The sequence below is a fragment of the Acinetobacter sp. ANC_7654 genome (assembly GCF_056779855.1).
Genome location: NZ_JBWYIR010000002.1, coordinates 185373 through 209278 on the forward strand (window position 1 = coordinate 185373; position 23906 = coordinate 209278).

The 23906-nt window shown below is 39.0% G+C and carries 15 protein-coding genes and 1 pseudogene; 9 read left to right on the plus strand and 7 right to left on the minus strand.

Annotated features, from left to right (window positions below):
• Window positions 1–257 precede the first annotated feature (257 nt).
• Window positions 258–908, plus strand: coding sequence for a response regulator (locus tag AC1M86_RS03065; protein WP_035265788.1), 651 nt, complete (start codon window positions 258–260; stop codon window positions 906–908).
• 62 nt (window positions 909–970) lie between these two features.
• Here AC1M86_RS03065 and AC1M86_RS03070 read toward each other — a convergent pair whose 3' ends face one another.
• Together AC1M86_RS03070 and AC1M86_RS03075 are read right to left on the minus strand one after the other, a co-directional pair.
• Window positions 971–1738, minus strand: coding sequence for a hypothetical protein (locus AC1M86_RS03070; protein ID WP_035265786.1), 768 nt, complete (start codon window positions 1736–1738; stop codon window positions 971–973).
• 425 nt (window positions 1739–2163) lie between these two features.
• Window positions 2164–5655: a hybrid sensor histidine kinase/response regulator gene (locus AC1M86_RS03075; RefSeq protein ID WP_481586858.1), complete on the minus strand. Its 3492-nt coding sequence runs from the start codon at window positions 5653–5655 to the stop codon at window positions 2164–2166.
• A gap of 183 nt (window positions 5656–5838) precedes the next feature.
• Here AC1M86_RS03075 and AC1M86_RS03080 point away from each other — a divergent pair, with 183 nt between their 5' ends.
• The 4 genes and pseudogenes from AC1M86_RS03080 (at window position 5839) to AC1M86_RS03095 (ending at window position 10899) form a co-directional block, all read left to right on the plus strand.
• Complete coding sequence (locus tag AC1M86_RS03080; RefSeq protein WP_035265779.1) at window positions 5839–6171, plus strand: DUF485 domain-containing protein; 333 nt, start codon at window positions 5839–5841, stop codon at window positions 6169–6171.
• 1 nt (window position 6172) lies between these two features.
• Window positions 6173–7879 carry a cation acetate symporter gene (locus tag AC1M86_RS03085; RefSeq protein WP_180028478.1) on the plus strand — a complete coding sequence of 569 codons (1707 nt, stop codon included), beginning with the start codon at window positions 6173–6175 and terminating at the stop codon, window positions 7877–7879.
• Between the two features lie 136 nt (window positions 7880–8015).
• Window positions 8016–8704, plus strand: a pseudogene (locus AC1M86_RS03090) (ion channel).
• Window positions 8705–8928: 224 nt separating this feature from the next.
• Window positions 8929–10899, plus strand: coding sequence for a BCCT family transporter (locus tag AC1M86_RS03095; protein ID WP_481607217.1), 1971 nt, complete (start codon window positions 8929–8931; stop codon window positions 10897–10899).
• 63 nt (window positions 10900–10962) lie between these two features.
• On the opposite strand, the gene omp33-36 is transcribed toward AC1M86_RS03095, so the two are convergent.
• A complete protein-coding gene (omp33-36, locus tag AC1M86_RS03100) occupies window positions 10963–11910 on the minus strand; it encodes a porin Omp33-36 (RefSeq protein WP_481607218.1) in 948 nt (315 codons plus the stop codon).
• A gap of 847 nt (window positions 11911–12757) precedes the next feature.
• Here omp33-36 and blaOXA point away from each other — a divergent pair.
• Together blaOXA and AC1M86_RS03110 are read left to right on the plus strand one after the other, a co-directional pair.
• On the plus strand, window positions 12758–13624 hold the full coding sequence (blaOXA, locus tag AC1M86_RS03105; protein WP_481607316.1) for a class D beta-lactamase: 867 nt from the start codon (window positions 12758–12760) through the stop codon (window positions 13622–13624).
• A gap of 487 nt (window positions 13625–14111) precedes the next feature.
• Window positions 14112–15818 (plus strand): GGDEF domain-containing protein, encoded by a 1707-nt coding sequence (locus AC1M86_RS03110; RefSeq protein WP_481607219.1) that lies wholly within the window; start codon window positions 14112–14114, stop codon window positions 15816–15818.
• A gap of 194 nt (window positions 15819–16012) precedes the next feature.
• On the opposite strand, the gene AC1M86_RS03115 is transcribed toward AC1M86_RS03110, so the two are convergent.
• From AC1M86_RS03115 to tenA, 4 genes are all read right to left on the minus strand, one after another.
• Complete coding sequence (locus AC1M86_RS03115; RefSeq protein WP_035265770.1) at window positions 16013–16525, minus strand: hypothetical protein; 513 nt, start codon at window positions 16523–16525, stop codon at window positions 16013–16015.
• 112 nt (window positions 16526–16637) lie between these two features.
• The gene (gene uvrA, locus AC1M86_RS03120; protein ID WP_035265769.1) at window positions 16638–19469 is read right to left on the minus strand and encodes an excinuclease ABC subunit UvrA; all 2832 of its coding nucleotides are present in this window, start codon (window positions 19467–19469) and stop codon (window positions 16638–16640) included.
• Window positions 19470–19724: 255 nt separating this feature from the next.
• On the minus strand, window positions 19725–20096 hold the full coding sequence (locus AC1M86_RS03125) for a hypothetical protein (RefSeq protein WP_481607220.1): 372 nt from the start codon (window positions 20094–20096) through the stop codon (window positions 19725–19727).
• A 172-nt stretch (window positions 20097–20268) separates the two neighbouring features.
• Window positions 20269–20943, minus strand: coding sequence for a thiaminase II (tenA, locus tag AC1M86_RS03130; protein WP_035265765.1), 675 nt, complete (start codon window positions 20941–20943; stop codon window positions 20269–20271).
• A 317-nt stretch (window positions 20944–21260) separates the two neighbouring features.
• On the opposite strand from tenA, the gene AC1M86_RS03135 reads away from it, so the two are divergent.
• On the plus strand, window positions 21261–22346 hold the full coding sequence (locus AC1M86_RS03135) for a DUF475 domain-containing protein (RefSeq protein ID WP_179999088.1): 1086 nt from the start codon (window positions 21261–21263) through the stop codon (window positions 22344–22346).
• A gap of 172 nt (window positions 22347–22518) precedes the next feature.
• The gene (locus tag AC1M86_RS03140; RefSeq protein WP_481607221.1) at window positions 22519–23883 is read left to right on the plus strand and encodes an MFS transporter; all 1365 of its coding nucleotides are present in this window, start codon (window positions 22519–22521) and stop codon (window positions 23881–23883) included.
• Window positions 23884–23906: the final 23 nt, after the last annotated feature.

Genomic DNA, 23906 nt, shown 5'->3' on the forward strand with positions numbered 1-23906 from the left:
AATCTTTTTGAGATATAAATAAGTGATAAATAACTGAATAAACGTATATTTATGATTATGAATAAGCTATTTCAATATTTGAATAAATTTTATATTTAAAAGTGATGTGCTTATCGAATTTTCAAAATTACATAAAAAAATCGCGTTTGTAAGATTTAGCCCGACATTTTCTGCAAAAATTCGTTAATATTTATATATCCTTAACAGCTATAGCACAGTTAGTATATTGATTGTGTTTGAGATCTCTCGCCTCGCTTATGAATATTTTAATCGTTGATGATCATCCACTGTTTCGTCATGCTTTAATTCAAGCAGTTCGTTACAGCTTACCGCAAGCCCAAATCCATGAAACAGCTGCTGTTAATGAATTTTATGAACGTTTAGAAAAAGGTCCTGAACCAGATTTAGTGCTTTTAGATTTGAATCTTCCAGGTGCATCAGGCTTCTCAGCGTTGGTGCATGTGCGTGCACAGTATCCATCGTTACCAATTATTGTCGTATCGGCGCATGAAGAAGTTTCAATTATTCAACGCTCGATTGCACATGGTGCAATGGGCTATATTCCAAAATCAGCGCATCCAAGTCACATTGGTGAAGCGATTCGTCAGGTATTAGAAGGGGATATGTGGTTACCACCAAACCTGCCTGCGAATTTAAACTTTGATCCACGTGCTGCAGATGAAACAGCTTTAGCAGAACGTATTCAATCTCTAACACCACAACAATTCCGAGTGTTAATGATGGTTGCGGAAGGTTTGTTGAATAAACAGATCGCATACGAACTTGATGTTTCTGAAGCAACGATTAAAGCGCATGTGACCGCGATTTTCCGTAAATTAGGCGTTCAAAATCGTACTCAGGCTGTATTAGCGATTAATGCATTAAACATCGAAGAAAAACGTGTTTAAATGATTCTTAGATTTGAAAAAAAAGACCTAATCAAAGGTCTTTTTTTCGATGCGTATCTACTTTAGGCTAAACAGTCCTGTTTAGGTGTCAACTCATTACAATATAGAGGATTGAGTGCACATTGAAGTTCATCAATTTGATCTTGTGTTACATAGCCCTTGCGTTTTAAATATTCTGCAACGCGATCATCTCTAAGACTTAAAAAAGCGGCATCATAAACTTTCAGATCAACAAAGAGTGCAGCCGTTTCAAGTCCATTAAAACGATCTAAAAACACCTCATTGCCATACATGAGAAAAATATGATCGAAATCTGCATATGCATCGATGCCTAATTGTTCTGCGAGTGCAAGCGGCGGTGTTTTGATAAAGAGTAAATCTGAAATTTCATCAAACTGCGTGGTATCAAGCGTATTTTCACCAGTTTTCACTTTACCAAGCCAAGCTTTAAAGACCAAAACGGCACCACCACGCAACAACATACTCCACACTTGATGACGCGTATGTTCATCTAAATCTCGGCATTCTGATGCTAAACGTTGAATAAGTTGATTTTCTTGTTGTGCCAATTTATCAAATAAACCTAAGCCTTGAGGGTGATAAGCTGCTGGTGTAAATACATCAAATTTTAATTGTTCAAAAACCTGTAAAGCCAAAGGTACTGCAGTTTGGTAAATCTGTTCCAAGGCACGTACATGTACATTTTTTAAGGATGTAGATGGAAAAATTTCTTGCCACTTGATTTCAGGCAAAATTGCATTGGCACCATATTGGCGATGAAATTCGTGATTACGATCTAAACCATGTGGCATAGCTTCTGAAATGTTCATTGCAAGACTCCATTTGATACTTTTATTCTCGAGAAAATTTGAGGCACTTTGATTTCTTTAATCGAACGAAGATGTGCTGATGGCTAGATTTAGAATTATGTTGATTGCAATAAGAATAAGACTAAAGTATTAATTTTTATTTGATGAGTAAATTTGTCATCTAAAAACATGATGTTAGTAAACTTGTAACTATTTGTTTTAAATGATATTTCAACTTTTGATGTGTTTTGCCATAGAAAATCGGACTTTGATTTTTTTGGTCAATTGCAAATGCTCTTTTTAGCTTTATTTTGTTCTCTTTTGCCACCTCTAAAGCTGAGATCTGCCAATCATTGTAAAGTACGGTGTGAATATGTATAAAAATCACCCAGCTTTTCGTGGAAAAACTGGGTGAAGAATGTATCAAAATGTGACTATTTCGAATCTTATTTTGAAATTTTTAAACCTGATAACCATGAACGTAGAGAGGCAGGTTTGAGAGGTTTTTTCAATAGGACAATATTCAGCTCTTTGAGTCTTTGCGGAAGCTCAGGATCTGAATCAGCTGTAATCAATGCCACAGGCACATTTTCTTGACGATGTTCTACAATAAAATCTAATCCTATTTTATTTGAATTCAGGTGTTGATCGACCAACCAAACTTGAATGTTCTCTTGTTGAATAATCTCAAGCGCTTGTTCAGGTTCTGTGGCTTTAAACACTTGATAACCCCATTTAGTAAGCAAAGTTGCCATGCCTTCTAAAATAGTTTCATCATTGTCTAAACATAAAATTTTATACGCTGCAGATTTTAATGGTGTGGCTTGAACTGGTGCGGTCACAACCTTTGGTGCATCGATGAGTGGGACTTCAATCATAAAACATGAACCCTTACCCAACTCGGAATACACATGCACAGGATAACCCAACATGCTGGTCATTCTCTGAACGATGGCGAGTCCAAGACCTAAACCTTGTTCACCCCATGGCGAGGTATGTCCACAACGTTCAAACTCTTGGAAGAGTTTAATACGTTGTTGTTCAGCAATCCCTGGACCAGTATCCCAAACACCAATACGAATATGGTTTGCTCTTTCTGCTGAACGTAACACCCCAACAATTACACGACCTTTTGCTGTGTATCTTAGGGCATTACTGACAAAGTTTTGAATAATACGGCGAATCCATTGAGGATCTGTATCAATCCAGAATTTCACGTCATGCACTCGGAAGGAGATCGCTCGTTGTGCTGCAATTGATTTAAATTGTAGTTCTAAGTCACTCAATAGGTCATGTAATGGATAGGCTTGTCGTTTAGGTTGTATTGTTCCACCTTCTAAACGTGCAATGTCTAATAATGCAGAAAGCATACTCTCTGCACCATGTAAGGCACGATCGAGTTGCTGTAGCGTTTTAGCATCTTCTTCATTTTGAATGCTTTGTTCTAATGCCGTACTGAATAACCGTGCAGCGTGCATAGGTTGAAGTAAATCATGACTTGCTGCAGCAATGAATCGACTTTTTGACATATTGGCTTTGTCAGCTTGTTCACGTGCCAATTGTTGTTCTGCCAAGGCATTGGCAAGTTGTTGAGTGCGATCTTGAACGCGTCCTTCAAGTAGTGCTTCAGTTTCTCGGAATGCCGTAATATCAGCAAATGTCGTCACGAAGCCACCGCCTTCGATTGGATTTCCTCGCATTTGGATAACACGACCATCTTTACGAATACGTTCAAACTCATGAGCGCTACCTACTTTCATCCAATGAATACGTTTACGTACGTGCTCTTCAACGGAACCAGGTCCACATTCACCGCGCTCTGCGTTATATCGGATCAAGTCTGCAATCGGGCAGCCCACATATACCAAATCTTTTGGATAATCGAATAAAACGAGATATTGATTATTCCATGCGACTAAACACATGTTTTCATCGACAACACTTACCCCTTGGGTCATGTGGTCGATCATGGTCATAATTAGATTTTGGTTAAAGCGTTGCCATTGTGATGCTTGGTCTAGAATATTAGCGACCTGTCCAAGTGCTAATCCATTGTTAACCATGGCTGTAGTGAGTAGGGTACGTGCCGATGCAGCTCCAATTGTGCCAGCAAGATATTGTTCAGTGAAACGCCACCACATCCCATTGGCACTGCTGTTTTCGTTTAATATCACATTATTGGATAAGCAGAATTGATTAAACGCATGCATGGTCGGACCTTCACCCGTAATCCGTTTGGCAAGCGTGATCAGGTCACCCACTTTTAATCGTGCGACATCATGATGTAAATAATTAACTTCATTTGAGGTTTGTTGCGTTTGTAGGGGTTTAGTTTCGTAATAGAAGAAACTTTCTGCCTGTATTTGCTCAGCAATACTTGGACGATAAATTCGTGAGATCCAGATGTAGAGCACGATATTTAAGCCAAGTGACCAAATTACACCATGTGTTAATGGCGCAAATGATTCAAAACCAAGTAATGCTTCAGGCTTTAATAAGTCAAATCCCAGAGGGCCAAACATCAGAAACGAATAAGTAAATTGATAATATTCATCTGGTAAACTTCTTAAAATTGTTGGTAAGAGCAGTGTGTAACTCCACATCACAAAACCAACGATGAGACCTGCATAGACCCCTTGCTTACTTCCACCACGCCAGTACAACCCCCCAATAAGTGCAGGTGCAAACTGTGCAACTGCACTAAATGCCAAAAGACCAAATACTGACAGCTGATCAATGTCATTAAAGAAATGGAAGAATAAGAATCCAAGTAGCATGACCGCCAAAATACATACGCGACGTGTGAATTTCAGCATTCGAGGTAAACGCTTGTCATGACGAGAAATCCAACCCAAGCGCCATAGCGCAGGCATAATCAAGTCGTTACTGAGCATGATTGAGAGTGCGACTGAAGAGACTAAAAGCATACCAGTTGAAGCCGAAAATCCTCCAAGGAATGCTAAGAGCGTCAGCCATTCTTGGTTATAGCTCAAAGGCAGTGACAGCACGGCAACATCAGGGACTGCCATGTATTCTGGTGCAGCATGAAGTGCCCAACTTGCAATCGGAATAATCGCGACAACGGTTAAAATGATGTAAGCGGCAAACCATCTGCGCGCACCACGAATATGTTTTTCATCACGTAATTCAACTACAGCAACATGAAACTGGCGTGGCAAACATATAATCGCTAATGCTGCTAAAAGTGTTTGAATCCAAAAGGTATCTGGCACGCCCATCAGTTGAATTTCATGGAAGGTTTTGGATACGTCTGCGGAAACTTGAATGAGGTTTTCGGGGCGTTCAAATAAAAAGAAAAAAGCGACACAGAGGAGTGCAAATAATTTAACAAAGGATTCAAAAGCGACTGCCAGCATTAAACCACCATGCTGTTCGGTGTTGGCAATCTGACGTGTACCAAACATCATAGCCAAAATTGCGAGAACCCCTGTAAGTGCAAGAACACCATTGGTGGTCAGATTCATCACTTCTGAATCTTGTTGCAACATCACGGATGCACTGAGTGCAATGGCTCTCAGTTGTAAGGCAAGATAAGGAATGATGGCGATCACGGCTAAAATGGTGACGAGTGAGGCGAGAGGTCCGCTTTTGCCATAACGTGCTGCCACAAAGTCAGCAATTGAGGAAATAGCATGGTGCTGACGTACCCGACCTAAGCGACGCCAAATATCATAACCAAACCAGACAAACAGAAGTGGGCCTAAGTAGATTGGAAGGAAAATGATCCCTTCACGAACAGCAGCACCCGTTGCGCCGTAGAATGTCCAAGACGAACAGTATACGCCTAAGGTCAAACTAAACAATAACATGCGTCCACGTGGGCTGAGCCGACTGGCATGTTTTTCACCAAAAAAGGCGCAAATAAAAAGGATGAGGATGTAGAGGGCGAGTACCCCAATAATCAACCAACTGTTCATAGGACTTACACTTGAGAATCTCGTGTAATGATAACGCATCCATGAACTGTCACGTTCAAATTGATCAAAATTTAGCGACCAAAGTCTAAATTACAACCAATGCAAAATCTTGCTAATTTAAAAATCGGAATAATTTAAATAAAAAAAATGACCTACGTTTGGGTCTCATATGGAGTCTTGTTTATGGATGAGAGACAAGTAGAGCAAATTCTACAGAATCCCAAATTCAAAGAAATGGTCAAAAAGAAAAGCACACTGAGCTGGACATTGACAGGCATTATGCTGTTTGTCTACGTTGGTTTTATGCTTTTAGTTGGCTATAACAAAGAGTTTTTATTGTCATCGCTTTCAGGTGGTGTAACCACTTGGGGTATCCCTCTAGGATTAGGCATCATCGTGCTGTCTTTCTTGTTATGTGGTGTGTATTCGTACATTGCCAACAATAAGCTCGATCAATTAAACGAAGAAGCTATGCGCGAAGTTGAAGCCATCACTCACGAGAAGGGACTACACTAAGATGAAATGGAATTCTTTACTCACATTTGCAGGGACTGCAATGTTATCTGGATTGGCATTCGCAGGTCCTGATTTAGGTGCAGCAGAACAACAAGCAACAAATTGGCCTGCGATTATCATGTTCTTGATTTTCGTCGGTGCAACGCTGGGGATTACCAAATGGGCAGCTAAACAAACCACTAACACCAAAGATTTCTATACCGCAGGCGGTGGAATTTCTGGTTTCCAAAATGGTTTAGCCATTGCTGGTGACTATATGTCCGCAGCATCGTTCCTTGGTATTTCTGCGATGGTTTTCCTGTCAGGTTTCGATGGCTTACTCTATTCACTTGGTTTCATGGTAGGTTGGCCTATCGTACTTTTCTTGATAGCAGAGCGTTTGCGTAACTTGGGTAAATACAATTTATCTGACGTTGTATCATTCCGTTTACAAGAAAAACCTGTACGCACACTGGCAGCGTTAAGCTCTCTTGTTGTTGTTGCATTCTACTTGATTGCCCAAATGGTCGGCGCTGGTCAGTTGATCAAGCTTCTGTTTGGCTTGAACTATAACATTGCTGTCGTCATCGTCGGTCTGCTCATGATGGCATACGTTATGTTTGGCGGTATGTTAGCGACAACATGGGTGCAAATCATTAAGGCAGTGATGTTGTTGTCAGGTGCTACCTTCATGGCATTTATGGTGATGAAAGGCGTTGGCTTTAGCTTCACCAATATGTTCGAGCAATCGATTCAAGTCTTCTCTAAAGTACATGATTTAACCTTAGATGATGCAACCAAAATCATGGGACCAGGTAGTCTGGCATCAAACCCAATTGATGCGATTTCTCTTGGTTTAGCATTGATGTTTGGTACAGCTGGTTTACCACATATCCTCATGCGTTTCTTCACAGTAAAAGATGCGAAAGAAGCACGTAAATCAGTTGTTGTTGCAACAGGCTTTATCGGTTACTTCTATCTTTTAACTTTCATCATTGGTTTCGGTGCGATTCTCTATGTATCGAACAACCCACAATTCCTTGATATTGCGAAAATGGCAGTAACTGGCAAGCTAGAGCTTGTTGGTGGTAATAACATGGCTGCGGTTCACTTGTCTGATGCTTTAGGCGGTGACTTGTTCATGGGCTTCATTTCAGCGGTTGCATTTGCCACGATTCTAGCAGTTGTTGCAGGTTTAACGTTGTCAGGTGCTTCAGCAATTTCACATGACTTATATGCGAACGTATTGAAAAAAGGACAAACTACACCTGAATCTGAACTTCGTATGTCTAAAATCGCGACTTTAGGTCTTGCGATCTTTGCGATGATCTTGGGTATCTTGTTCGAGAAACAAAACGTTGCCTTCATGGTAGGTTTAGCATTCTCTGTTGCTGCATGTGCAAACTTCCCAGTGCTTGTACTTTCAATGTTCTGGAAAGGTTTAACAACGCGTGGTGCAGTTGCCGGTGGTGTTGTTGGATTAGTTTTAGCGGTTGTACTCATCGTACTTTCTAAAGCAGTTTGGGTAGATACGCTTGGTATTTCTGATACACCAATTAATCCATATAACGGTCCTGCATTATTTGCGATGCCTTTAGCATTCTTCTTCTGCTGGTTGTTCTCTGTGACAGACAATTCTGCACAAGCGCAAGCAGAACGTAAAGCATTTGATGCACAGTTTGTACGTTCACAAACAGGTATTGGTATTTCTGGTGCGTCAGACCACTAAACCATACTGATCATGATAAAAAGCCCCTTTAAGGGGCTTTTTTTTTTACCAAATTTCTATTTTAAATGACATACAAGTCATCAACTGTCCGCTATGCTTTCATTCAAACAAAACAATAAAAATAGTTGGAGTTGAGATGAGTTTAATATGCCGCGTGATACGTGATCTCGTACGTTTACCATCCGCGTGTCTACTGATTTTACAGCTGCTGATTTTATTCCTCGCAGTGATATCAAGTCATGATTTGGCTTATCGCTCCATGACTTGGATTCTCGGCGCTTTAGTCCTTCTTATTATTGCTAAAGTCATCAAAATGACCCCAATTTTTAGTGCTGTAGGTTTATTTGGGGTATTAGGAGCTCTCATTTTTTCTTTCTTGATTCTGATTGGATATCATCAAGCCTATATTCAAATTACAGCGCATGCATTTGAAGTTATCGCGTATACGACAGCGGCTTATGGTTTGGTTCGATATATGTTCGAAGACCGCTATTTGACCAAAGATGAATTATTTGCGGCAGCAGCTGTTTTTACTTTAATTGCATGGAGCTTCGCATTTTTATATAGCATCTGCCAGCTATATGACCCACTGAGTTTTAGCATAACGCCTGAACAATCTGTTCAACATAGTTGGTTAGATTTGTTGTTTCTCAGTTTTAGTATTCAGTCGGCAACAGGTCTTTCAGATATTATGCCCTTGAGTCCGCTGGCGAGACTGATTGCCATGATTCAAATGTTAGTGGTGTCATGTATCTGGCTTTGATTGTTTCGCGCTTAGTTGCACTGCAATACATTGCTCATTTGCCAAAGCATCAGGATGATTAAAACAGAACGTTACATCTTGCTAACGGCATTCATCTGCAAAATCATGAATAATAAGTACTTAGATCAAAAAATAATCTCCAACCCTCGATATTGAGTCGATTTTCTATTCTGTTTTTGATGAAACTAACCCGGCTTTATATGAGGTTGAGGATAAATGATCTCAATTCATATAGCGTTTTATCCAGTTTGAAGCGTTTCACCAAAAATAAATATATAGGGGAATTATGTCTTCTCAGCATCCTTCATGGTATTCAAATGTAAATCCACGTGTTTTTATCAGCACGGTACTCATCATTTTTGTATTTTTGGCCACTGTGGTGTTATCTCCTAATGGTTTTGAATTAGTTACTCAGCAACTGAACCAATGGATTACGGATTCTTTTAGTTGGTTCTATGTTTTAGCAGTTGCCATATTTCTGATCGTGCTGGCTTATATCGCAATTTCTGACTACGGCAAAATCAGGCTCGGTCCAGATCATAGCCAACCGAGTTACAGTAATGGCTCTTGGTTTGCCATGCTCTTTACCGCAGGTATGGGGATTGGCCTGATGTTTTTTGGGGTAGCAGAACCTGTAATGCATTATGTCTCTCCGCCAGTCGGTGATGGAGAAACGGTTATGGCAGCGCAGCAAGCGATGCGAGTGACTTTCTTCCACTGGGGACTTCATGCATGGGGAATCTATGCATTGATTGGATTGTCCTTGGCCTATTTTGCTTATCGACATCAATTGCCTTTAAAAGTACGTTCCGCGCTTTATCCGATCATTGGAAAAAAAATTCATGGTCCAATGGGGGATGCTGTAGACACATTTGCCACGATTGGAACAGTATTTGGTGTGGCGACAACATTGGGTTTTGGTGTAACGCAAATTAATTCAGGCTTGAATTATTTATTTGATGTTCCTCAATCAGCAAGTACTCAAGTGATACTGATCATTATCGTCAGTTCATTGGCATCATTGTCCGTTTTTCTAGGTTTAGAAAAAGGAATTAAACGGTTGTCTGAGTTGAATTTGGTATTGGCAATAAGTTTATTGCTCTTTGTATTCTTCGCGAGTTCTACCATTTATCTTTTGCAAACCACAATTCAGAACATGGGTCAGTATATTTCTAATCTCTTTACCATGACATTTAATTTATATGCTTATCAACCGAATGGTTGGATTGGTGGTTGGACGATTATGTATTGGGCATGGTGGATCTCATGGTCACCATTTGTCGGGATGTTTATCGCACGTGTGTCACATGGAAGAACTATTCGAGAGTTTATCGTTGGAGTTATGTTGATTCCTACTGGATTTACACTCATTTGGATGGGCTTTATGGGGAATGCTGCGCTCTTCAGTATTATGCAAGAAGGCAATGAAGCACTGATGCTAGCAGTACAGAAGGATTCTTCCGTTGCATTATTCGAATTTTTAAATAGCTTACCACTCGCTTCAATCATGAGTGTGGTGGCAACATCGCTGGTTATTTTATTCTTTGTCACTTCAGCGGATTCAGGTGCATTAGTTACAGACTATTTGACGGCCAAAGGTGAAGGTTCACCGACATGGCAACGACTCTTTTGGACTGTGCTTATGGCGGTATTGGCAATTGTATTATTATTGGTCGGTGGGCTCGGTGCTTTACAATCTGCAACCATCATGAGTGCATTGCCATTCTCCGTCATTATGCTCTTTATTTGTTGGGGATTACTCAAAGCCTTAAAAGTAGATTTAATTAAAATGAATGCTTTGCAAGAAGCGAGAATTACACCTCGAGCGATTCATCAACCACGGAGTTGGCAAAAACGCTTAGGATTGATTATGCACTATCCTCATTCTAAGGAAGAGGTTGATGTATTTATTGAATCTCAAGTATCTCAAGCATTAGAGCAAGTGCAGAAAGAGTTCAAGAGAAGACAGTTTAAGGTTAGTGTAAATCGATTGGGTGAAGGTGTAGAGTTGAGGGTAGATCATCATGCTGAGTTGAATTTCGTATATCAAGTGATGTCACAAAGAACAACGCCACCGAGCTTTATGCCAGATACAATGGTGACTGAGCAGGATTATTATCAGGCGGAAGTGTTTTTAAGAGAGGGTGGACAGGCCTATGATGTAATGGACTGGACACAAGAAGACTTAATTCAAGATGTCATTGATCAATACGAAAGACATTTACATTTCTTAAGTGTAATTCGTAGCCCTGAGTAAATAGTGAATGATTAAAAAAGGACGCATTATGCGTCCTTTTTTGATTCTGTATATAATAATTTATTAGAAACGGAATTTAGCATTTAAGCCAACAGTTTCAGTATCACGGCTAGAACCATTTTCAGCGTTAGCATTTACATAACTTGCACCAACAGCTACAGCTGGAGTGATGAAGTAGTTTACGTTAGCACCGATAGCTGAGCTTGGAGTGTCATTAAAGCTTGATTCAGTATAAGAAACGCCTGCGCTTAACTGTGGATTGAAGTAAAGGTCAGATTTTAATTGGTAAAGTGTGTCTTCACCGTATACTAAACCAGCTTCAAAGCCAACAGACATATTTGTATCAGTGATGCCGCCTACATATTTAGTACGAGCTGTGATCGCATCTTGATCTTCAGCAATAGTACCTGTTTCAAGTGCTGAGAATACGCTGCCGTTGTTGATTGCTTTAAAGACATCAAAAGAGTATTGATCAGCAACGCTTGTATAACCTACAGCAACTAAGAAGTTTGGAAGTAACATTGCACCAAGTTCTAAAGCATAACGATCGCCGTTACCATCTGCTAATTTAGCAACTTGTGGGTGGTTTAATGGGTTGTTTGCAGTGAAATCATTTTTAGCATCAGTTTTTGAGTGGCTATATGACGCGCTTGCATATAAAGGAATAAGTTTAGTTGGGATGTAAGCTTCAGCTTTAGCACCGTAGTTATGTTGTTCTGCTTTAACTTCTTCATTAATACTGTAAGCAGGTACTTTAATATCAGCAGAATATTCACCGAAGTTATAAGCCACAGATACATTAGATGCCTGATTTAAGAAAGCCGCTTCAGCTAAAGGACCTTTAGTTGAGTCAACATTCTTGAAGTAATAAGTACCTTGTACAGAACCAGTGTAGTTATCATTGTTCAATGAGTCATCAAAGTATTCAGCAGCCCCTTGTACTTCAACTTGATATGCGTGTGCCCCAGTCATTGCTACTAATAAAGCAGTGGCTAAACTAATTTTTTTCATAATAGTTACCAAATAAATGTCGAATGAATATGCAGTAAATATTGTATTGTAACAATGTATTAAGTCAATGATCTTTAAGGTAATAGTCTGCTGGTCTAAATTTATTTTGTGTGTTATGTCTTGATACAAGAAGATTAAGAACATGAATTTTTGAACATTTTATTCAAAAATAACAATGTGATAAGGAGATTTTCAACGTCGATTAAGCTTAAAAAATTGCATCGAAATTATACAAAAAAAAGATTATTAGAATCGGATAAAACGTATAAAGAAAATGTTAATTTACATGAAATTTAAGATTTTCGTTTAATTTTAACTCATTTGAAAATAAATAATGTGACTTTTTTCACCTACTTGGTAGTAAAGTGTTAGGTCTATTCGGAATTTCAAAGGGTTGCGATGTTTGCAATTTAAGTTAATTTTCACATAATTACATGCTCGTTAACTAAGTTTTTTTTTATATTTAAATAAATTGAGTTCTGCCTTTTAGATTTACTAAATATTATAGTGGTTATTTCTCTTATATGCCCAGCTTTCCCCAAGGCTGGGTTTTTTTTACTTATATTTATTTGCACCATTATAGTGCATAACTGGGTGTATTCTTTATCAATACTGAGCAAAAAAAAACCTAGTTTTCATAGAAAACTAGGTTTTTTCGCCAAAACTTGAGGGAAATACAGAAATTCTGCTGAGGTATATTTCTATCTCGCCCTAATGTGGGGCATTATGCACCAGCATATTGCACATGTAAATATTATTTTTAAAAAAAGTGTTAAAAATAGACAAAAAAATTGGAAATAATCTGTCAAAATTGATTTAAATGCATTGGTCAAATTGGAACATTGAATTGAAAGGATTCTTTATTGTTGCACTTGTTTTTACGTCTGTTTTTTTATCTGCCTGTCAGACCTTAGACCACATTAATCCGAGAATAAAAGCATACGATTTGAAAGAAGATACAATGCTGAATAGCTATGAATCAAAAAATCAGCATCATATAAAGACCCTATTTAATCAGCAAAATATTCAAGGTGTATTTATCACCTATGATGGCGAACACGTTAAAACCTATGGTTCTGATCGAACAAGAGCAAAAGAAAATTTTATCCCTGCATCTACTTTTAAAATAGTGAATGCTTTGATTGGATTAGAAAATCATAAATCAACTCGGTATGAAGTGTTTAAATGGGATGGAAATAAACGTTCATTTGATAGTTGGCAACGTGATTTTACGCTTGGTGAAGCCTTACAAGCATCTGTTGTACCTGTGTATCAAGCCTTAGCACACCGTATTGGACCATCATTGATGCAACAGGAATTAAGTCGAATTCAGTATGGAAATGCAAAAGTCGGGGATGAGATAGATCAATTTTGGTTAAAAGGTCCTCTAGAGATTACACCTGATCAACAAGTTAAATTTGTTTATAGATTGGCACAGTTGTCATTGCCGTTTCGTAGAGATGTACAACAAGATGTAAGAGACATGATGTATGTCGAATCACGTGGTGCGAATAAGCTATATGCCAAAAGTGGTTGGGGAATGGATATTGAGCCTCAGGTGGGCTGGTATGTGGGTTTTGTAGAACAAGCCAGCGGTCAAGTCACTGCCTTTGCATTAAATTTAGAAATGAAAAATGGTGATAAAATTCAGCAACGGAAGGAAATCACTTTAGATATTTTAGATCGACTCGGTTTATTTCATTATTTACGTTAAAAGTCATATAAAAGATAAAAAAACCCAGCCGATTGGGATGGCTGGGCTGAAAAAGGATGTTCTGTATGTGGGAGAAACATCCGAGGGTAGAACAAAATTCATTAAGCAAATCTGATATGAATCAGTGTCTTTGCGATGTAAGCATTATGGTTTAAAGGATGAGGTTTGTATAATGATTAAAAATTATGCGCATGATCTATTTTTTCGATGCTGATTAAGTGATCAAAATAATCATCTGATTTTAATTCAAAAAAAGTAAATACTACCAAATATGTCACTTGTATATTGGTGGAAAAATAATTTAAATATTGAACAAAAAAAATTTACGGCATTACAATAGTGTGATATTTATCACATTGTTTCTTAAATAAAAACTTGTGCTTTAAGTGCTTTTTAAGCATGGTTATATTGTAAAATATAACTAAGTTCAAAGAAATTTTATAAATCTCACCGCTTTATACGGTCTTTTATTTTAGAGGTAGTTTGGATGTTAAAATCACATTCCGAGCAAATTGGTCGCCGCCTATTTGTGTTCGTGATGATTATCGTCTTATCTATCCTCTGTATTTCAATCCCATTGGTCATTAGCCATTATCGCGAATATCAGAAATCACAAACAGCATTGATTGAAATAGAAAATCTTCGTGCCGTTGCTGCTCTAGCGAATCGTATTTCACGCGAGCGTGGCCCTGCGAACATGGCAATGTCGAGTTCACAAGAAGAGTTTGAAAAAAATAAACAAGCGCTTATTGAGTATCGCGCGGGAGTAGATGAACAAATTAAGGTCTCGATTCATCGATTAAATCAGTCTGGATATGATGGGTTAGAAGAGTACGTCGCTCAATACCTAAATCCAAAATTAGCGGAAGGTCGCAAACAAGTCGATCACTATATTTCGTTGCCATTTGCAGAGCGTACGCCTGAAGCTTTAGATCAAGCTATTCTTACAATGTTTAATGCGTGGGATAGCAGTCATGATTTACTGAAGAAACTGGTAATGCAGTCTAAAAGTAAAGACAGTTCGATGGGGCATTATTACACCATGATTTTGGTGTTGGCTGATTTGCGAGATCAGGCTGGACGTGTTGCTTCAAATGTAACTGCACATGTGACATTTCAGCAGCCGTTACCAAGTGACAATATTGCACGCGCATTACAAACGCAAAAACAAGTTCGCTATTTGTGGGATTTAGTGAATACCATCCAACCCGAACGCCATCGTACAGCTGAATTCGCTCGCTTACACCAAGAAGTGAAAACTCAGTTTATTGATCAAGGTTTACCTATCATCATGCGATTAATTGATGAAAGCCGAAAGGGACAACCTTATTTTTTATCAGGGACTGAATTAAGTGTAGCTGTATCTGGTAAATTCTTAACAGTTATCGATTTACAAGACTATTTGCTCAATAAGAGCGTTGAAATCGCAAAGTCAGAAAAAGACGCGAATCAATTGAACTTCCTACTCACGTTGATAGTCTCTTTAATTTCACTATTGGCTGCTTTATTTACGATGATCTATGTTCAACGTAAAGTTATTTCGCCGCTTATCATGGTGAGAGATAAATTAGTTGAATTGTCGTATGCCAATGCTTTGGTCGATAGTCATTTTATTGAAGATCAGCAGAAGCAAGTACATTCATTACACGAAGCGATGCAAAAGCTTCAGAAAATGTTGCATCAACGTGATGAGTTTGAATTTGAATTAAAGAATATTGCTAATACCGATAAATTAACAGGTGTTTCAAATCGTTTTGCTTTAGAAGCCTATACCAAACTTATGGAAGCTCAGCCCAATAAGTTTACCCAAACGTGTTTGATGATTGTAGATATTGATTATTTTAAACAGGTTAATGATCAGTATGGTCATGTGGCAGGGGATCAAGTGATTCAGCAGGTGGCAAATTGTTTAAGTCATAATGTTCGATCAACTGATTTAGTCGTTCGCTTTGGTGGGGATGAATTTTTGGTGTTGATTGAAAATTTAGACCTTGAACATGGGTTACGTGCTGCAGAAAAGATGCGTAAGGGTATTGGTGATTTACAATTTACAGATGAGCAAGGTCAATCATTTACGGTTTCGATCAGTGTGGGTGTTGCGGTAGGTGCTGATTCTTGGAAAGCATTATTTGCGAAAGCGGATCGAGCTTTGTTTAGGGCAAAAGCGCAGGGACGCAATACGGTTTCAAGCTAAGATTATGTGAATATTGGCTGTAATCACGTCCTCAATTGTCAGTTAGATTTTTTATTAAATTTGCGTAGTAGTTTCCTACTTTTGAAAGAAAAAAGTAGGCAAAATGCTTTTGTTTGATTGAGGATACATCCTTATATCTTAATCAAACGGGCGACATCCAGGTCGCTTTCATGTGATTGGATTTCAGTTAAAAATTATTTAGGAATGGCTTTATTTAAACTTTGATAAAGTTGTTTTCTAGTCTCTAATATACTTGCTTTATATTCAGCAGTTTTCTCAATTGAAACAGATTCTTTACGAAAACATGTATAGGAATTAAAAGCACCTACAAGTTCACCGTATCTTCTCAATATTTCTTGTTGATCTTTATAGTCATATAAAAGTAAAAGCCCTTCATTTTTACTTAATAGATTAAAGTCATCAAATAGGTTTTCTCGCAGAGGAGAGAGTCTGTCGCTAATTACTTCTTTATCTAATACAGGCTTTTTAATTTCAAAATCAAATATAGCCCAAATTTTTAAAATTAAATGATTTATTTCCTCTATATCAGAAGAAATTTTTGTTAAAAGATTACGATTAAATTCTTTGTTTTCCTTATTTTGTTGTGCCTTCAAATTTGCCTTTTGATTGAAATAAGTAATGATCCCTGTAATGAGCGCACCTAAACCAATTTTAATAGCTGTATCTAATATTTCTAATAAAGTCATAAGAATAAAAAACGGTGAATGAATCACCGTATTAGCATAATAAATTATTATTTTGAAACCTCCCTAACCCTCCTTTTCAAAGATGAGGAGCATTAATCCGTAAGGGGGGAGATTATTTCAACATTGGTTTTAAGAAACGTGCAGTATGCGAAACCTTATTTTTCGCTACTTCTTCAGGCGTACCTTCAGCAATAATCATACCGCCACCAGCACCACCTTCAGGACCTAAGTCCACAATCCAGTCGGCAGTTTTAATCACATCTAAGTTATGCTCAATCACCACAATGGTATTACCTTTATTGCGTAGCTCATGAAGAATATCTAAAAGTTTGGCAATATCGTGGAAATGTAAACCTGTAGTCGGCTCATCAAGCACATACAGGGTTTTACCTGTATCACGCTTCGCCAACTCACGTGCAAGTTTCACACGCTGTGCTTCACCACCTGAAAGCGTGGTTGCAGACTGACCTAAACGGATATAGCCTAAACCAACTTGATGTAAAGTTTCTAAACGACGATGAATAACAGGAATCGCATCAAAGAAATGCATGGCGTCTTCAACCGTCATCTCTAACACGTCAGAAATGTTTTTGCCTTTATAGCCGACTTCCAATGTTTCACGGTTATAACGCTTGCCGTGGCAGGCATCGCATGGCACATACATATCCGGTAAGAAATGCATCGCCACTTTAATCATGCCGTCGCCTTCACAGGCTTCACAGCGACCACCTTTCACGTTAAACGAGAAACGACCTGCGGCATACCCACGTGCTTTGGCTTCTGGGGTTTGAGCAAAGAGTTCACGAATTGGCGTAAACAAACCTGTATAGGTTGCAGGGTTTGAGCGCGGTGTACGTCCAATTGGGCTTTGGTCAATATCCACGACTTTATCGAGGAATTGTAAGCCATCAATCGAATCAAATTTTTCTGCCGTTAACGTCGTTGCACCATTCAATTGTGTTGCAGCAAGTGGCAATAAAGTACGGTTAATTAAAGTCGATTTACCTGAACCCGATACACCCGTCACACAGGTCATCACACCTAAAGGAATGGTGAGATCAACATTCTTTAAGTTGTGACCACATGCACCCATCAGTTTAATTTGCTCATCAGGTTTTGGCGGTTGCACACGCGTTTTTGGCACTTCAATTTTTAACTTACCTGAAAGGTATTTACCGGTCAGAGAGTCTTCATTGGCTGCCAATTCATCATAAGTCCCCTCGGCAATGACATGACCGCCATGCACACCTGCACCCGGACCAATATCAATAATATGATCCGCTGCGCGAATGGCATCTTCATCATGCTCAACCACTAAAACGGTATTGCCGAGATCACGTAAACGAACCAAAGTCTCAAGCAAACGGTCATTGTCACGTTGATGCAAACCAATCGATGGCTCATCCAGCACATACATCACGCCCATTAAGCCAGCACCAATTTGCGAAGCTAAACGAATACGCTGTGCTTCACCGCCTGATAAGGTTTCGGCTGAACGAGATAGACTTAAATAGTTCAAGCCGACTGATACAAGGAAGTGCAAACGCTCACGAATTTCTTTAAAAATCTTATCGGCAATTTCACCTTTGGCGCCTTCAAGATTGAGATCTTGATAATAGCTTTCAGCATCGCCAATCGACATTTTGGTGATTTCGGCAATGGTTTTGTCTTTGACACGCACATGACGTGAAATTTCATTGAGACGTGAACCGCCACAAGCGTCACATGCAGCATTCGATAAATACTGAGCTAAATCATCACGTACATAGTTTGATTCAGTTTCACGGTAACGACGTTCTAAATGTGGTAAAACCCCTTCGAAAGCCATCACACGGTTATGACGGCGACCACGTTCATCGATATAGCTTAAATCAATTTTTTCTTTGCCTGTACCGTAAAGGAATTTCTTTTTGGTTTCCGCATCAAGTTCATTCCACGGCGTATCAAGAGAAAAGTCGAAATGTGCAGCGACTTTTTCAATCATGCTGTAATAGTATGGACGCTGACGATCCCAACCACGAATTGCCCCTTGGCTAATGCTGACTTCAGGGTTTGGAATGAGTTTGTCAGAACTAAAATGGCTGCGTGTCCCTAAACCATCACAGACTGGGCAAGCACCAAATGGGTTGTTAAAAGAAAACAGACGAGGTTCTAATTCGGCAACGGCACGGTCACATTCAGGACATGAGTGTTTTGCTGAAAACACACGATCAGATTGTTCGCCTTTCATCCATGACAAAATCGCAATATCGCCACCTAAACGCAGTGCGGTTTCAAAACTTTCTGCAATACGGTTGCCTAGGTCATCGCGGACTTTAAAACGGTCGACCACGACTTCAATGGTATGTTTTTTCTTCTTATCCAGTTCAGGCGGTGGATCAATTTCCATGATTTCACCGTCTACACGTGCACGGACGAAACCTTGGCTTTGTAATTGCTCAAATAAATTGGTGTATTCACCTTTGCGCTCACGTACAACAGGAGCAAGTAACAATAAAGCTGTACCTTCTTCAAGTGCTTTAACCGCATCAACCATTTCCGACACAGTTTGTGCCACCATCGGCAAGTCATGCTCAGGGCAGTAGGGTGTACCCACTCGAGCATACAACAAACGTAAATAGTCATAAATTTCAGTAATCGTACCGACCGTTGAACGTGGGTTATGACTGGTTGATTTCTGCTCGATGGCAATAGCTGGGCTTAAACCTTCAATCGAATCGACTTCAGGTTTTTCCATTTGGGATAGGAATTGGCGTGCATAGGCAGATAAAGATTCAACATAGCGACGTTGACCTTCTGCATATAAGGTGTCGAAAGCCAGTGAAGATTTACCTGAACCTGAAAGTCCCGTAATCACCACGAACTTATCGCGTGGAATATCAAGGTTCACATTTTTTAAGTTATGGGTGCGTGCGCCTCGAATACGGATATGACTTTGGCTCATAAAACATCTCGAAAATATGCTGAGTGAAGGTGATATATGATAGCGATTTAATTTTGTTCAAGCACAAATGAAAAATAAAACACGACAAATTATGTCGGTAAAATTTCATTGAACAGCAAAAGTCCAATGTAAAGTGCTTTGAGAGCTCCTGTAATCTGATTTTAAATAGATGAACAAGACATAATCAATTCGCAAATTTGATGTCATGATGAGCCATAGGATGTTAAATATAAGTGAATTTCGGGTGAATATTGATCAGCAAGCACGTGAATAGTGACGTTCGAAAATAGAGTCCACCTGTTCAAAACATATATGTCTTTCAATAGCATGATGTTGACGTGCGTAAAAATTTACTTCTTTTTCTAAGTGTTGAAGAAAATCATTATATTCGGTTTCGAAATGTTGTAAATCTAGAAAATCAAAACGTATAGAGCTTGAACAAGAGTATTGTGCAATGAAGTCGAGCATTAAATTTTGAATATGATGATTGGTAAAATAAATGAGATATGTGGCAGCAGATCCACAGTGTATACATCCTTTTTCTAAATAAACTTCTTCATTATTTAACCAACAGCATTGTAAAGTGAAATATGCACGGATTGCTTCTGTTCCCAGTGAATGTTGCATAGAAAACCTCAAGTAAATTTTATTTATGATAATGAGAATTATTATCAATAATAATTGTGCTTGAAGTTTGCTTTAAAATCCAGTCTTAAATCCATTTAAATCGAAATGAGCTTGAAAGTCGGCAATGCAGTTTAGATCACCGACCTTTAATTTGGTTATGCAGGTGATAGCATCATGAGTGATCTAGGCTTAACCATTGACGTTGATGATAGGCACTATCCCAGAATAAATATTCGAGTTCAGCTCCCCGTGTGTAAGCTTGATGCATTTTTTCAATGGTATGTTGATCGCTTTCTGCCGCAACACGGTCAATAATTTCAATGACTTTGCGTACTTCTTCGTTGAAATGCTCGCCAGCATAAGTGTCAATCCACGCTTGATAAGGATTATTTGCAATATTACGTTTAAGAATGTCTTTGCCCACTTCCGCATAAATCCAATAGCACGGCAGTAATGAAGCTAAAACGACAGGATAACTCTCTGACCATGCAGTAGCTGTCAGAAATGAGGTGTAATGATGGCAAGCAGCAGTCAAAGGTGTATTTTCAAAATCAGCTTTAGTGATGCCAAATTCGTGCATAAAACCATTGTGCAGTTCACGCTCAACCACAATTGCTTCATTAGCACCTTGCGTAAATTGAATAATGGCATCGGAGTCATATGCTTTAGCACCACAAATAGCCAATGCTCGACCATAGGCAACCAAATAATGCGCATCCTGAATGACGTAATGGCAAAAAGCTTCTTGATTCAGTGTTCCAAGCGCCAGTTCTTGGTTAAAAGGGAGTGCTAATGTTTTTTGATATAAATCGTAGTTTCGTTGCCAAACGGCTTCTGAAAAACGCATAAATCCATCCTGAATAAAATCATCTCTAGGTATCATCTAAGATCATATCAATTTGTCGTTACAAAACTAGCTTGAGCGATACATCATCTTCAACAAAAAAATCATACGAAGAACTTTGGATAAATTTTGAAAACTCGTCATAATTAGCACAGTTTAATTGAGTGTCTTTTAGCGCTAGAGATCAGACATTCAATTTATAGAATTTTTACAAATCACTAAGCACAGACTTCACTTAATATTCGTCATATAAAAATCCTAAGTTTATGTTTTGTAAAATTTTTATTGATTCACCTCATTTTTTATAAGGTCGCTAGATTATGTGGAAACATTTTGGTTTCTCTATCGTATTCACGATCGTGTGTCTTGCGCTGTCTGCCTATTGGGGTTATACCCATGGTCCAGAAGCTGGCCTCAAGACCATGTTCACCGTACTGACCATCACTGCAATTTTAGCTGTGATGGAGGTTTCACTTTCTTTTGATAATGCTGTCGTCAATGCTTCAGTGCTTCGTCATTGGGATCACTTTTGGAAAATGCTTTTCCTGACTGTGGGTATTCTCATTGCAGTATTTGGTATGCGTTTAATCTTCCCAATTGTGATCGTCGCGGTCACAGCGGATATGGGCATGATGGAAGTTGTCAATTTGGCATTAAATGACCCTAAAGAATATTCGGCACGACTGATGAATCATCATCCTGAAATTGCAGCATTTGGTGGTGCATTCTTATTGATGGTATTCCTTAACTTTTTCTTGGATGATGGTAAAGACACGCATTGGTTCAAATGGATTGAGCGTCGTTTAGCGAAATTGGCATCTGTACCTGCACTATCTGTATTTGTTGCTTTAGTGGCTTTACTGATCATGGCTGCTAATGTTGATGAAGCTAAACGCTTAGTCGTGACTATGGCGGGTATTTGGGGCATCGTCATTTATATTGGGGTACAAGTACTGAGCCATTTGCTGGGTGGTGAGCCTGAAATTGATGAAAATGGTAATGCAATTGGTCACGATAGTAATGGTGTGCCAACAGGCGTAGTCAAGGCAGGTATCGGCGGGTTCTTGTATTTAGAAGTATTGGATGCATCATTTAGTTTTGATGGTGTGATTGGTGCTTTTGCGATTACCTCAGATGTTGTGGTGATTATGTTAGGTCTTGCGATTGGTGCTATCTTTGTTCGTTCTATTACCATCTATCTCGTTGAGAAAGGCACTTTAGATGCTTACATCTATTTAGAACATGGTGCGCACTATGCAATTGGTGCATTGGCTTTCATTATGATTGCGAGTGGTACAGGCGTACATGTTCCTGAAGTGGTTACAGGTCTGATTGGTGTAGCATTTATTGTTTGGGCAGTGATTGCATCTATTCAATATAAGAAGCGTCAAGCGCTACAAGGCTAGATGAATAAATCAAAAAAGCACAGCACAAGCTGTGCTTTTTTTGGCTTAAGGCTTTTGCCCTAGGGAAAACAGATGGTGTTGATCTTTATTTCAAATAAAATTCATGCCTGTTCATCAGCCGAATATTCTATAATCAAAGTAGACATAGAAATCACGCGATTACCTAAATTTTATGATGAATGCCTTAGAACGCCGTTCCACATTTGCATTGAGCAGCATTTTTGCATTGCGAATGTTAGGTCTGTTTATGATTGTCCCGGTCTTTTCTGTTGCGGGACAGGCTTATGAATATGCAACACCTGCTTTGATTGGTTTGGCCGTAGGTGTGTATGGTTTGACTCAGGCAATACTACAAATTCCTTTTAGTTTGATTGCAGACCGTTATAGCCGAAAGCCGCTGATCGTATTGGGTTTATTGTTGTTTGCCTTGGGTGGTGCAGTCGCAGCAATGTCAGACACAATCTATGGTGTGATTATAGGGCGTGCAATAGCTGGGGGTGGAGCTGTCTCTGCTGTCGTCATGGCGTTATTGGCAGATGTTACGCGTGAAGAAAATCGTATGAAGGCGATGGCAATGATGGGGATGAGTATTGGTCTCTCTTTCGTTATTGCATTTAGTTTAGGGCCATGGTTGACCAGCGTGGTGGGTATTTCAGGCTTATTCTGGGTGACCACACTCATGGGATTACTTGCCATTGCAATGCTATTTCTTGTTCCCAAAACAACACGTCATCATAAAAATTTTCAGCAAGGTTATCTCACTCAGCTAAAACAAGTTTTGAAAATGGGCGATTTAAATCGCTTACATGTTTCTGTGTTTGCTTTGCATTTATTGCTGACGGCGATGTTCATCTATGTGCCTTCTCAATTGATTGACTTTGCAGATATTCCTTTAGCTCAGCATGGTTTGATCTATCTTCCCTTATTGGTAATCAGTTTATTTTTTGCTTTTCCTAGTATCATTCTTGCTGAAAAATATCGAAAAATGCGAGGTATTTTTCTGACTGCGATTGCTGGGATCATCGCCGGTTTGATCGTGATGATTTTTGGATTTGAATCGAAATACATTTTGTTGCTTGGTTTAGGTCTTTTCTTTATTGCCTTTAATGTGATGGAAGCACTACTGCCATCTTGGTTATCGAAGGCAGCACCTATCCAATCCAAAGCGACAGCAATGGGTGTGAATGCCAGTGGTCAATTCTTAGGTGCTTTTTTTGGCGGTATACTGGGTGGGCAATTGCTGATGTTAAATAACACTGCTCTAGGCTGGGGGGTACTGACAGGAATTGCCATTCTTTGGCTGTTGATTAGCTTTGGATTAAAGCAGCCACGTTATTTATCATCACTGATTTTGAGTTTGCCCAAAGTCCAAGAAACAGATGAATGGACTTCTCAGTTACTGGCAATTCGTGGTATTGAAGAGGTCGTGGTGATGACTGATCAACAAGTGGTCTATGTCAAAGTTGATAAGCAGCAGTTAGATGACACTGCGCGACAACATTTAACGCACTTGTTGGGTAAAGAGGTAGCCATTTAATCATAACTCTTATAAAGTAAAAC

Bases quoted from the DNA above. Each gene is read 5' to 3' on its own strand.
- uvrA (WP_035265769.1), bottom strand. From the start codon at position 19,469: ATGAGCCAAAGTCATATCCGTATTCGAGGCGCACGCACCCATAACTTA.
- tenA (WP_035265765.1), bottom strand. From the start codon at position 20,943: ATGCGTTTTTCAGAAGCCGTTTGGCAACGAAACTACGATTTATATCAA.
- AC1M86_RS03135 (WP_179999088.1), top strand. From the start codon at position 21,261: ATGTGGAAACATTTTGGTTTCTCTATCGTATTCACGATCGTGTGTCTT.
- AC1M86_RS03095 (WP_481607217.1), top strand. From the start codon at position 8,929: ATGTCTTCTCAGCATCCTTCATGGTATTCAAATGTAAATCCACGTGTT.
- AC1M86_RS03110 (WP_481607219.1), top strand. From the start codon at position 14,112: ATGTTAAAATCACATTCCGAGCAAATTGGTCGCCGCCTATTTGTGTTC.
- AC1M86_RS03075 (WP_481586858.1), bottom strand. From the start codon at position 5,655: ATGAACAGTTGGTTGATTATTGGGGTACTCGCCCTCTACATCCTCATC.
- AC1M86_RS03115 (WP_035265770.1), bottom strand. From the start codon at position 16,525: ATGACTTTATTAGAAATATTAGATACAGCTATTAAAATTGGTTTAGGT.
- omp33-36 (WP_481607218.1), bottom strand. From the start codon at position 11,910: ATGAAAAAAATTAGTTTAGCCACTGCTTTATTAGTAGCAATGACTGGG.
- AC1M86_RS03140 (WP_481607221.1), top strand. From the start codon at position 22,519: ATGATGAATGCCTTAGAACGCCGTTCCACATTTGCATTGAGCAGCATT.
- AC1M86_RS03085 (WP_180028478.1), top strand. From the start codon at position 6,173: ATGAAATGGAATTCTTTACTCACATTTGCAGGGACTGCAATGTTATCT.
- AC1M86_RS03125 (WP_481607220.1), bottom strand. From the start codon at position 20,096: ATGCAACATTCACTGGGAACAGAAGCAATCCGTGCATATTTCACTTTA.
- AC1M86_RS03080 (WP_035265779.1), top strand. From the start codon at position 5,839: ATGGATGAGAGACAAGTAGAGCAAATTCTACAGAATCCCAAATTCAAA.
- AC1M86_RS03070 (WP_035265786.1), bottom strand. From the start codon at position 1,738: ATGAACATTTCAGAAGCTATGCCACATGGTTTAGATCGTAATCACGAA.
- AC1M86_RS03065 (WP_035265788.1), top strand. From the start codon at position 258: ATGAATATTTTAATCGTTGATGATCATCCACTGTTTCGTCATGCTTTA.